The sequence below is a fragment of the Bacillus sp. FJAT-18017 genome (assembly GCF_001278805.1).
GTDB lineage: Bacteria > Bacillota > Bacilli > Bacillales > Cytobacillaceae > Bacillus_D.
Genome location: NZ_CP012602.1, coordinates 1,359,239 through 1,371,642 on the forward strand (window position 1 = coordinate 1,359,239; position 12,404 = coordinate 1,371,642).

9 protein-coding genes are annotated in these 12,404 nt (G+C 41.3%); 8 read left to right on the top strand and 1 reads right to left on the bottom strand.

What is annotated here, in order from left to right; all coding sequences use genetic code 11:
- The first annotated feature begins 63 nt into the window (after positions 1-63).
- The 7 genes from AM500_RS06095 to AM500_RS06125 all read left to right on the top strand — a co-directional run bounded on the left by AM500_RS06095 (position 64) and on the right by AM500_RS06125 (position 10,930).
- Positions 64-315, top strand: a complete 252-nt coding sequence (locus AM500_RS06095) for a zinc ribbon domain-containing protein (protein WP_053598443.1) — start codon at positions 64-66, stop codon at positions 313-315.
- A 95-nt stretch (positions 316-410) separates the two neighbouring features.
- Entirely contained in the window at positions 411-2,111 is a 1,701-nt protein-coding gene (locus AM500_RS06100; RefSeq protein WP_053598444.1) for a fibronectin type III domain-containing protein, read from the top strand.
- A gap of 515 nt (positions 2,112-2,626) precedes the next feature.
- Positions 2,627-2,842, top strand: coding sequence for a transposase (locus AM500_RS26390; RefSeq protein ID WP_442854005.1), 216 nt, complete (start codon positions 2,627-2,629; stop codon positions 2,840-2,842).
- A 603-nt stretch (positions 2,843-3,445) separates the two neighbouring features.
- Positions 3,446-5,335, top strand: a complete 1,890-nt coding sequence (locus AM500_RS06110; RefSeq protein ID WP_053598446.1) for a triple tyrosine motif-containing protein — start codon at positions 3,446-3,448, stop codon at positions 5,333-5,335.
- Positions 5,336-5,388: 53 nt separating this feature from the next.
- Complete coding sequence (locus tag AM500_RS06115; RefSeq protein ID WP_053598447.1) at positions 5,389-9,036, top strand: Ig-like domain-containing protein; 3,648 nt, start codon at positions 5,389-5,391, stop codon at positions 9,034-9,036.
- Between the two features lie 133 nt (positions 9,037-9,169).
- Positions 9,170-10,147, top strand: coding sequence for a hypothetical protein (locus AM500_RS06120; protein ID WP_053598448.1), 978 nt, complete (start codon positions 9,170-9,172; stop codon positions 10,145-10,147).
- 84 nt (positions 10,148-10,231) lie between these two features.
- Positions 10,232-10,930, top strand: a complete 699-nt coding sequence (locus tag AM500_RS06125; RefSeq protein ID WP_053598449.1) for an HAD family hydrolase — start codon at positions 10,232-10,234, stop codon at positions 10,928-10,930.
- A 271-nt stretch (positions 10,931-11,201) separates the two neighbouring features.
- On the opposite strand, the gene AM500_RS06130 is transcribed toward AM500_RS06125, so the two are convergent.
- Positions 11,202-11,441 (bottom strand): hypothetical protein, encoded by a 240-nt coding sequence (locus tag AM500_RS06130; protein ID WP_053598450.1) that lies wholly within the window; start codon positions 11,439-11,441, stop codon positions 11,202-11,204.
- A 270-nt stretch (positions 11,442-11,711) separates the two neighbouring features.
- Here AM500_RS06130 and AM500_RS06135 point away from each other — a divergent pair, with 270 nt between their 5' ends.
- Complete coding sequence (locus AM500_RS06135; protein WP_053598451.1) at positions 11,712-12,176, top strand: DMP19 family protein; 465 nt, start codon at positions 11,712-11,714, stop codon at positions 12,174-12,176.
- Positions 12,177-12,404: the final 228 nt, after the last annotated feature.

A 12,404-nucleotide genomic window follows, 5' to 3' on the forward strand; every position in this document is an offset into this window, starting at 1 on the left:
AAGTTTCTTTTAACCACATTTGAAAACTAGTCCTTTTGCAGTTTTTTAGGGAGGGAGCCGTTTATGGACGAAACATTATTTCTTTTGATTCTTGTAGGTGTGAGTTTGCTCGTCAATTTCATTACGCTCGGAATGGTGATTTCTTTAAGGAAAAAGGTCGGCGGCAATTCGTCTGCGACTGTATCCAAAAAATCGAAGGCTCATTCGGCTGAGGCAGCCGCTGCGATTGAAGCCGGAGTTGTTTTTTGCAGAAATTGCGGGGCGCAGTACGATTCAACACGGACAGTTTGCCCGCATTGCGAAACAGCCAGGTAGAATTAGCAGTGTTTTGATGTTCCTAGTATTATTCGGTTACATAGCTTTTAAGTTTTGCAGGTTGGAAAAATGCTGTTGAAAGGAAAGGGGTTATTATGAAAAAGAACAAAAATTATTTTTTAGTCGCAGCTTTAGCTTTTTTACTGGCGATCTTTGTAAATGGCGGCACTGCATCTGCGGCGTCTGGGGATTTAGGTACTCCTTACAGTTCTAACGATTATTCAAAAATAACATTCCAGGAATCAGCAACCCAAAAACCAAAGACTTTGTATCTCTGGAAATTTGCAACATACTGGGGAGAAGATGCGAATGCTGAATTAAAAGCAAACAGCTCAAACTATACTGAGCCAAAAGCGGATGAGCAGTGGCTATTGATGGGATTTGAAGTTGACTATGTTTCTGGAACGGGTGATCTCCGTTTATCTGATTTCATTTCCAGTACCCAGGACTTCTACACATCCTCCGGCCAAAAAATCACTCCTCTGGCTGTAGCCGCTTTTAAAGGAGAGTATGCAGGTTATGGAGAGAAGGAAGTCGTTATTAAACCGGGAAATTACGACGATGTTTGGTACGGAATAAAACTGAAGAAATCAGCAGGGTTTCCCCTGATTAAAATTCCTGCGGGCATTAACAAATCGACAGGGGCAGTGACTTACAAATGGTTATCGACGGATCCGAATTACTTGGAACCAGTGATTACTTCCAAGGCAACAAGCATTTCGGAAACGAGAATTCAATTGAACTGGACCCCTGTGAATGGACAATATCTTGGATATGAAATTTTTAGGTCTACTTCAAAAGAGGGCCCATATAAAAGCATTGGCGCTGTGTCTGGAACAACAATTACTGATGGCGGCCTGAATACTGGGACTACCTATTATTACAAAATCAGGACAGTTCTAGATACTGTTATCAATGGGATGCTTTATGGGAACTATAGCCCAGTTGTTTCTGCAAAACCGGTTCCAGCCGCACCGCAGGATTTTAAAGCGTACAGGTACAGTCCGACGAGTGTAAAAATGAGCTGGAATGCTGTCAATGGAGCAAGCGGCTATGAAATCCATCGGGCCACGTCTGCGACAGGAACGTATACACATGTCCGAACGACAGAGAACACATCCGCTATCAATACCCAGTTAACAACGGGAAAACCTTATTACTTTAAAGTAAGGGCATACAAGATGGTCGGTACTGCAAAGGTGTACGGCAACTGGACCGTGGTGAAGAGCGCAACACCAAGCCTGTCCGTCCCAACCGATTTTAAAGCGTACAGGTATAGCCCGACGAGTGTTAAAATGAGCTGGGGTACTGTATCGGGGGCAACTGGTTACGAAATTCACCGGGCGACATCTTATTCAGGGACCTATTCGCATATTAGGACAACCGATAAAACATCCGCAATCAATACCCAGCTGACAACCGGCACAAGGTATTATTTTAAAGTCAGAGCATACAAGCTGGTCGGTACGAAAAGAGTGTACAGCGGCTGGACAGCTATTAAGAATGCAACACCAAGCCTGTCTGCCCCGACTGATTTTAAAGCATACCGATACAGCCCGACAAGCGTAAAAATGAGCTGGGGCGCGGTATCCGGTGCGAATGGCTATGAAATTCACATGGCAACATCCCAGACAGGAACGTATACACATATAAGAACGACAACAAACACCTCGGCCATCAGAACACAGTTGACGACAGGAAAAACGTATTACTTCAAAGTCAGGGCATACAAGCTGGTTGGTACGAAAAGAGTGTACAGCGGCTGGACAGTCATTAAGAGTGCAAGGCCGTATTAAAAGTTTAATTGGGGTTAGTAAGGAGATCTGGCTGATGCAGCTGGGTCTTTTTGCTTTTTAAAATTGAGCTTTTTATCCTGAATCCTGAAAATTGTGTTGTTCGGGGAGAGTTACCTAGTGCTTTTTTGCTAAAGAAATAGCTACCCTTTACTAGTGTCCCGATTACTTTGCTAGTGAAAAGGGGCTAATTTATCTTCTGATAGAAAAATATAACTAGTAGGGCTTGAAGGTTTACTAGTGATCCTTTTCAAACTTTTTTACTAAGCTTAGAATAATAATAGTGATTCGTAACTAAGAAATAACTAGAAACAAATTATAAAAATAACTAAAAGCTACTAGTGAATTAAAAGCAGGAGACCAAATCGAAATGTAGAATACTAACAATATCCCGCACCTACCATTACCACACCCTGTAAGCTTCCAAATAAAATCCACATTATCAAAATCCCTTTAAAGGAGTGGCTAATTTGCCTTCACCGAAACGAATCTGGTTTCCATTTGCGCAGTTCCATATTATGGCTAGAGGCATACGAAGAACATCTCTCTTTCATGACGATGAGGACAGAAACATGTATCTTCAAATACTGTTCATGATAAAAAATCGTTACCCCTTTCACCTTCATTCTTTTTGCCTCATGCCAAACCACATCCATCTACAAATCGAGACCATTGATCATCCACCATCCAAAATCATGCAAGCGATTCATTCCAGCTATGGCAATGTATTTTAATAGGAAATATCACTATACGGGTTCCGTTTTTGAAAAACGATATCGGGCGAAACTCATCAAGTCAAGAAGATACGAGCTGGAATTGAGTAGGTACATCCATTTGAACCCGATCAGGGGAGGCTTGACAGATAACCTGGAGAAATATCTGTGGAGCAGTTTCAGAGCCTATGCCCTCAATGACAAAAACTCATCTGTTACAACAAGTCGACTTTTATCTTACTTTCTCTGTCCAAAACAGGACAATTACATCAACTTCGTTTTGTCAGCCAAACCAAATCTACTTAGCAATCATGTAAACCAGCAAAAGCAGCGAAAAATAAAAGAAATTGAACGAAAATCTACTGGAACATAAAAATCGTGACTATACCTTTTGGTAATTTGGTCGTTCCGCTAAGGGCTATTGGGGATTTATTGAAACGCCAGTAAAAGGAACTATCCAATCAATAAAATGATGAAAGCTTAAAGGATTAATTCTAGCTATTTAGTAGATTTTCTGGGTGTTAAGTACTGCTAAATATCAAATATATATTTCTGAAAAGTTATATTCTTCCACCTGAATGATATAATGTTCCTATATACCATTTTGAAATAGAGGGGTCGAAAATGCGAAAAATTTTACTTTATGTTTTGGCTTTTTTACTGGTTTTTTCAGCTTGGATTAGCCCTGCTGCTGCGGAGGGAGAGACAGGCTTGCCGACAGACTTGGTTAACAAACCTGCCAAGTTAACAGGAATTGAATTTGAGCCAAACGACGTAATTGACCATGCGAGTTCTATTGCGGTAAAGGATGGAGTTGAAGGCATCCTCCAGGATAAGTACGATGCCGATTTTTATAAAATTGACCTGCCTTATTCCGGAACCTTCAGATTTTATTCTGTTCTTGGAAAAGATTTTGATACTCATTACTTATACATGAAGCGGCATGAGTTGGGCCTGTACGATGCAAGTGGAAACGAGTTGGCAATAAGCAGCAATAAGACTATCTCGGATGACAGAGGCAATCTTTACTATGAATTTATAGAAGCAAGCCTGGAGAAAGGCTCCTATTATATCGCTGTTAAATCAAGAAATGGTGATGGGCCCGAACTTAAAAATACAGATTACATTCTCTTTAGTGAGGCAGACTTTGTTTCTGATTTAGAAGTTACCGGAATAACGCCTGACCTTGCATCGCCACAAATAGAGCGAAAGGCCATTACATTCAAGTCTTCCGCAAATAAACCTGGACTTCAGTACCAATATTCCATTGATGGAAAAGTTGTCAGGGACTTCAGTACTTCAAATACCTATACATGGACACCGACAACGCCGGGAGATTACATAGTAAAGGTGGCTGTGAGAGATCCAATACATAAAGAAGTGACTGCCGAAAAGGAAATTGCCTATTCAATCAAGGCATATGTTCCTGACTTCACCATTACGTCTTTAACACCAAATATTGCTTCACCATATGTGCCGAACAAAATTATCACGTATACTGCGGTTGCCAATAAAACCGGGCTCCAGTATCAGTTTTCAGTAAACGGTAAGGTTGTTCAGGCCTTTGGTTCAAAAACAACTTATGCCTGGAAACCGACTGCAATCGGCAAGTACACGATTAAAGTTGAAGCACGCCGTTCTCATTATCCAAATCGGATTATCAGCAAATCGGCTAGCTATGAAATTAAGGATCCGAACGTTTATATTACATCACTGAAGCCCAGCGCGGCTTCCCCATATCCTGTGAATTCAACAGTTAAATGGACAACTGCAGCCAAGGGAGTACAGCTGGAATATAGCTTTGCAGTTTATAAAAGCGGAACATGGAGAACTGTACAAAGTTACTCTTCTAAAAACTATTATTCTTGGAAACCGACTTCAGCCGGATCATATCAGGTAAAGGTAACTGTACGCAGCAAGGCGTCAGGAAAAACGGCCTCGAAGGCTGTTAGCTATACCGTTTTTACACCCGGGTATTTTTCTGCACCGACCTTGAAGGCGAATAAGGGGCTTCTTCAAAAAGAGGATACTGCGTTTACTTTTACAGCCAACTCATCTGGCAAGTATCTTGAATACAGATTCAGAGTCAATGGTGTTGTTAAAAAGAATTACTCCTCGAGTAAGACGTTCAGTTTTACACCGACGGCACGAGGAAAATACACAGTGACCGTTGATGTAAAGGTGAGGGGAACTTCTACTGTAAAATCGAAGACACTCACTCTTGATATTCGAGAATCTCCAAGCTATTACATGATATGGGTTTATGATTATAGTTACGATGTTGGAGCAATTAGGGTTTATAATAGCGGCCGCTTCAACCTTAAAGTTACGAAGTTTGAGGTTATAGAAAATGGGCGGGTAGTTTACAGTGAAAGTCCAAACTGGACTACGTATGCAGGTTATTATAGTGACTATTATTTTGATCCGGGCAAGCCTCTCTATAATATCTCCAACATTAGAGTTACCTATTATTATGATGGAATCAAGTACACTACAAATCTATATGCAAACTAAGTGCTGACAAAGAATTATAGACCTGGCTATATTGACAGGGAGAGGGGAAAAATGTGAGAAAAAAGAGGAGATTAGTAGCTATCCTGCTGGTGCTGCAATTATTGGTATTACCGCTTACAACGGCTGCAGAGGAAGGTGATGCAAAGCCGGCAGAGAATCAGCAGACAAGCCAAAGTGTAAGTAAAGATAATGTTAGTCCTTCAATTGGCAATAAGCTAAACTCTGCATTAAACACAGTTAGTGGACAAAATCCGAGGAAAATGAAGGAGCAGCAAGATTATACAGACCCATCCAGCTATCCGCTAATAAGCAAAGGAGGCCTTATTGGAGACCTTACTGATACGTATGGGGGAAGCCAGTATTTTTTCTTTAAGAATTTAGCTGAGTACAGCTCAGACCAAATGGAGCTAACAATTGAGTATTACTCTGACTATACGTACTCAAAGGACCCGTATTTCTGGATTGAATTTTATACAGAAAGCGAGGGCAACTTAACCTTTGTTGGCAGTGTTGATTATGATACGACTGGTTCCGACGCGCTTTATTTGTATGCCCAGCTTCCAAAGCCTGTTTTTTCGAATCAGCCTTATCTTTATGCGAGGGCTGGCGTTACTGATACTTATGATGCAGAGTACTGGGTTGATGTTGCAAACTTTAAAGTTTCCAATCCTTTCTACACTGGCGGTGGAGGCGGCGGTGAAACTGGCGGGGATTCATTGGCCCTGATCAGCAACGAATCGTTGAATGCTGAAGTAACCCAGCCAACAGGAACTTTCAGTATCAATAATAATGATTATTCGTTTTCAAAAGAGTTAAAGCAAGGTGCTTATAAACTTGATTATATTAAGCCCTTTGATCCGGAATCGTCAAAAGGCGGACTCGTCAAGAAAAACTCCCAGTCCATCCTTCCCTCCTATGTAAAAGGCGATAGCAAATATTTTTGGACGGCAAATCTTGAGACCGGACAATACAATTCAACTAGGGCCACTCTCGCCTACAGTGGGACGAAAGCGAATATCTGGGTGAATGCGTATGACATCAGCGATTCTCAAGCCGAACAGCTTGGCAGGGAGTTTGAATCAAGAATTTATCCTTCCGTTACATCCAATTTTGGGAAAGAATCCGATGTGAATGGCGATGGAAAAATTGATATCCTTGCGTATGATATCCAGGATGGTTTTAGCGGAAGCGGCGGTTTTGTGGCAGGATATTTTTATTCAGGTGATTTGTACAATGATGCCTACTCGAATAAATCGGAAATCTTTTATGTCGATACGTACCCGCTTATGGGGTCCTATTCTGATGATGTAACTGCCGCCTATGAAACGCTTGCCCATGAGTTTCAGCATATGGTTAATTTTAATCAGAATGTACTCGTCGAAGGCGGATCAGATATGCCGGTTTGGCTGGATGAAGCCCTTGCGATGGCAGCCGAGGAAATATATATTGGCAGGGGTCTGACTGACCGATTAGACTATTATAATGCTTCCCAGTCAATTGCCAATGGGCATTCCCTCCTATACTGGGACTATGATGGTGATACTCTTGCCAACTATTCGTTTTCTTATCTGTTCGGGCAATATCTGAAAATCCAGACTAACCGTGGCAATGCGATTTTTAAGGAAATTCTTACGGATCCAAACAACGATTATAAAGCTGTCGAGAATGCCGTTAAAAAGTATATAAATCCAAGTCTTACATTCGGAAAAGTAATGACAAATTTCCGCGCTGCTTTGTTGCTGAAAGAGCCTTTTGGCTACTACGGATTTAAGGGTAGCAGCTTCTTTAATTCTCTTAATGTAAGGGCGTATAGCGGAAGCTCAGCAAATCTCCGCGGCGGGGGAGCAGTCACTGTCCGTTACGATTCAGCTGAAGGATTTACTGAGCCTGTATCGAAGGGCGCAAATATCACTTACACCTACTTTAAGGAAGGCGAGAGCAGTGATAACGTCGCTCCCGCCAAACCTTTTGTCTATCCAGTTGGAGATAGTGATACAAAATTAACTGGAGTGGCTGAGCCCAATTCAGCTGTTTTTGCAAAAGTTGGCGGTACTGAAATTGGCAGGTCCTACGCCGGTACAGACGGCCAATTTACAATTGCAATTGCAAAACAGCGCCCAGGAACAGCAATTTATGTCTATGCGGAAGATGCAGCAGGGAACATCAGCCAGGCAGCTGTAGTAACTGTCCAGGACAAAACAGCACCGTCCGTTCCAATTGTGAATGAAGTATCTGATAAGGATGAAGAGGTAACTGGTACAGTGGAAGCAGGCTCAATCATAATAGTCAAGGCAGGCGGAATTGAGATTGGGAGGGCAACCGCCACAGTGTATGGTACATTCACCGTTAAGATTCCAGTCCAAAAAGCTGGGACTGTTCTTGCCGTGACTGCTTCAGACCGGATTAATAATGTTAGCGAGCCTGTGTATATTACGGTAAAAGCACAACCATTTGACCCGATGGTAAATGGTGTGGCCAATGGCGGCTTTTACAATCATGATGTCGTGATAACATTTTTGGGGACGGCAACTCTAAATGGAAGTGAATTTACAAGCGGAGGAGCTGTAACTGATGAGGGAACCTATAACCTCGTTGTGACAGGAGAGAATGGCAACGCAGACTTGTCATTCACTATCGACAAGTCCATTCCTGAGGTTTTCGGGGTGACCACTGGAACAGCATACAATACAGATGTCACGCTTTATTACGCAGACCCAAATCTTGGCTCTGCAACATTGAACGGGAAGCCGATTGCAAATGCCTCAACAATTAAGACACAGGGCAGCTATGAGCTTATCGTCCGGGATAAAGCGGGTAATAAAAGAACGGTAGTCTTTAAGATTGATAAAATTAAACCCGTAGTAACTGGTGTCTCAGTGAATGGGCTTTATAACAAGGATGTTACGGTCAGCTTCAATGAAGGTACAGCCACTCTTGATGGCATTGCTTTTAACAAAGGGTCGGTTATCTCTAAGGAAGGTCTCCATAAGCTTATCGTGAAGGATGCGGCCGGAAATGTGACTGAAGTTTCCTTCATTATTGATAAAACAGGACCCGGGGTAACCGGAGTTGCATACAATAAGTATTACAATAAAGATGTCAGGGCTTATTTTACAGATGGCAATAAAGTAAAAAGTGCTACTTTGAATGGAACGGCCTATGTAAGTGGTACACTTATCTCTGCAGCCAAAGTTTACACGTTAGTTGTAACCGACATGGCGGGGAATGCCACAACAGTTAAGTTCACAATCGACAAGACAGCCCCAAAGGTAACCGGTGTTGCGAACGGAAAATACTACAATAAAGACGTCCGGGTTTATTTTAATGAAGGTAAAGCTACCTTGAACGGTGCTGCCTTCAAGAGTGGGACTCTCGTTACGATTGCAAAGGCTTATACTCTTGTTGTTACTGATTCCGCCGGCAATAAAACAACAGTAAAATTTACAATTGACAAGACCAAGCCGGGCGCGCCAAAAGTCAATACAGTTAAAAGCACTCACCGGACCGTAACTGGGACAGCGGAAGCCTACACTGTTATTACAGTGAAGGCTGGGACAAAGGTGATTGGAACCGCAACTACAGACAAATACGGTAAATTCAAGGTTTCTATCCCCGCACAAAAGCGTAATACAACCCTTTATGTGACAGCAAAAGACCGCGCTGGCAACCTTAGCACCGCAACGAAAAAGGTTGTCCAGTAAAAATGAAGGTAGATGGTCAATCCGCTTTACTGGATTGGCCATTTACTTGTAAAAAAAGAGATTAACAAGTCTTTATAGAAATTATAGAAATTTAAAGCTGATTTATTTTGATTCACTAAGGGATGATTGGTACATGATTACAGAGGTGTATGTGCTGGGCCTTTTTTCTTTTGAAAATGAGGACAAGAAAAATATTATTTTTAATTCTGGAGAATTAAAGGACATCAACGAAAGTATAATGAGGCATTTAAAATATAATATGAAAACCTCAAAGGGCAAATGGGAAACGTATCATCTTGATTGTCAAGACATTATAAAGCTATTTCCTTTCTCCCTTCAATGCAGCCATGCGGAAATGGGCTATTACCATCATCGGGTTATTTTTAAGTTTATCCTGGAGGGAGATATAGTCCCTAAAATACGGGATATCAGAGCAATACTTGAAAAGTATGTGAAAACCACTATAGATAATTCAATAATAAAACCTAATTTAGATGAGGGGTTTATTGATAAAAGCATTTATCAATTGCTTATTCTACATGAGGGACTACAGTTTTTTTTGAAAAAGGAAGACCCCATATTTTCAGATGATACAACAACCATGGCATTTGATCTTAATGAACCGAGGAAATATTGGATGGTTGGGCGAAAATACAATATCCGGATAAGTATTCCTTCAACAATCATTTATACCCGAGCGGGAGTTAGCGACGATTTCCTAAAAGCAATGACGAATTCCATCTATCATTATTGCCTTTATGAAATTAAGGAAGCGAAAAGCAGGAAAAGGAAGGAGCAGGAAACCAACAAGCTCACAAAGCCAAAACTGAAAAATGGAAAGCAAAAGAGACAAGTCGAAATTGATGAAGTATGCATTGAGGAGGAGAAGCTTGTACACCTATGGCAGCACATTCTTGATACGATGGGTGGACGTACGCTTGATAAGAATCTTGCTAAAGTATCACAGACAAATTATATTCTTGCCTTTGCTGCATTTTTAATTGCTCTTTTCGCATTTGATCTTGATAAATTCCAGGATAATGCGGGGCTTATTAAAGGATTTATTAAGGGAGTTTTCCATATGGTGGGCTCATGGTTCAATTTGAGTTAATTATGGAGAATTGGTATCCTGACTATAAGACATACATAAGGAGCAATATAGAGTGAGAAAGAGGCGAGGACAATCGCAAAATTATTGGCATTCGACATAGATAATACACTCGCAGAAATAAATAAGCCGATACTCAAAGAAACAGTTGAAAAATTGCTGACATTGGAAAAAAAAGGCATTTGGATTGCGTTTGTTTCAGGTAAGCCTGCTATATATATTTCTGGTATGGTACGTCAGGTCGGTCTAAGGGAAGCAATTGTTATAGGGGAGAACGGCTTAAATATTTACTATGGCTGTGCGGTTCCGCCGCGAGTAATCATAGATGCAGATGTGAAAGAACAACCGCGGGAGCTATTAAGGGAGGTCCATAGAGAAGTCCACTTCCATTTTAAAGAACGAGTCTGGTTCCAGCCGAATGCTGTAAGTGTCACAGCTTTTCCAAGGGATATAAAGGATATGCCAGAGCTTCGCCAAATGATCGAGGTCTTATTCAGCAGAGATGATATTTCCTCGGAGTTGGTTTTTTATCAGCATTCTGATTCCATTGATATTGCGCCAAAGGACATCAATAAGGGCAATGCAATTAAATCACTCCTGGACAGGGAAGGCTGGTCCAAGGAGGATGTAGTCGCAATTGGTGATGGGGAAAATGACATCCCTATGTTTAAAGAAGCAGGATATACAATAGGGTTAAATTTTAAAGCAAACTTTAAAGTGGACATAAACGTCCAGGATATCAAAGCGGCACTCGAGATCATTGAAGAAAAAATCAGTAACCTTTAATTTTAATAAAACCCAAAAAAAGCAACCAATATAGGTGCTGGTTTCCTTTTCAGGGACCAGACCCAGGGCTGCCAAAATCTAATAACGATTCCTGCGGCAACAGCCTGCCTGCTACTGCTTGACCATTCTCAACAATGCTGCCTTCGCAATCCCACTTCTTCTAGCAGGAGTGAGTTTGAGGATTTATCAAAAGAAGCAGCGCGGTAACGAAAACTAATTAAAAAAACATGGACCAGAATGCTGACTGGTCCATGTTTTGCTGTTTGTATATTTAAGCGTATCGAATTCCTGCTGGTTTAATGTTTTCAATATCGGCGGAACTGCAAGGAGTGACAGCGTATGTCATTCCGCAGCTAGGACAGTCCATAATCACTGTTTCAAGCGTGAAAGTCTCACCGCACTCACAATGCATTTCATGGGCAACCAATGGCGGATTAAATTGTTTCCCTTTACTTTTCACATGATCAACAATTGCCTTGCCATCTCCAAGACTTGAACAACCACAACTCATGCTGCAACTCTCCTTTTATTATCCTTATTACCATTAAAAATATCACAACCTAATTTTCCTGGATATGTGAAAAGTCACACAGTTTGACTGATGAATTGCACAGGGGTTACTAAGTTCCAAAATGTCCCCTGTATTCCCGGCAAGATTGGCGAGCACAGCATAGTTTGAGAAAATCGCTTCTTGTTTCAGTGTCGACTAGCTATCTGCTTTTACCAATATGTATAGGTGGTATAATTATCCTTAATCCAGATATTAGAGGGGGAACCAACGATGAAAAACAAAGCAAAAAGGAATGATGCGCCGAATCGCGACGAGATATGGAACACTGTACTAGCAACTCTTACAATTACGGAAGATTTGGAGGATAATCCGACATTGAGGGAATCTTCCATACTATTTTACTATTATGCGGAGCTTGAGAGCGGCGGGCATGAAGCATGGCTGAACTGGCTTAGCGAAGACATCGCGCAGGCCGGTATAGACAATTATCTTAATGAACTGACCGATATCTTGAAAAAAATCGGCGCAGATAGCTATGCAGAAATCCTTTATACATACGGCAAGGACATGTGGGAATTGCATCTGGCGCTTGAGAACAGCGGAAAAGGAGAAAAGCGGTTTTATGAAATTATCCATAAAGCCGATGCTGCTTACTATAAACTAGATGGTAACTTGCAGCTATTGATAGAAGATTACTTTGTTGAAAACTACAGCCAGCTGGTAGGAGAAAATTAACGATGCGCCGGCTTCACTGATGCTCAAAAAGGAATCAACAATTTTCTACATTTTTAGACTTCCGAACTATTTAAAAGAGTGAAAATCCTTTATTATAAAAAGGTACTAGTTGGAAATTCGGACTTGTACTTACACGCGACAAGAAAGAGTCATTTATTGAAAGTTTATCTTTGCTTTGAAAACTGTCTAGCTCCAGTGCCTAGCGCCAAATGTACTTCGGTCCCCTCG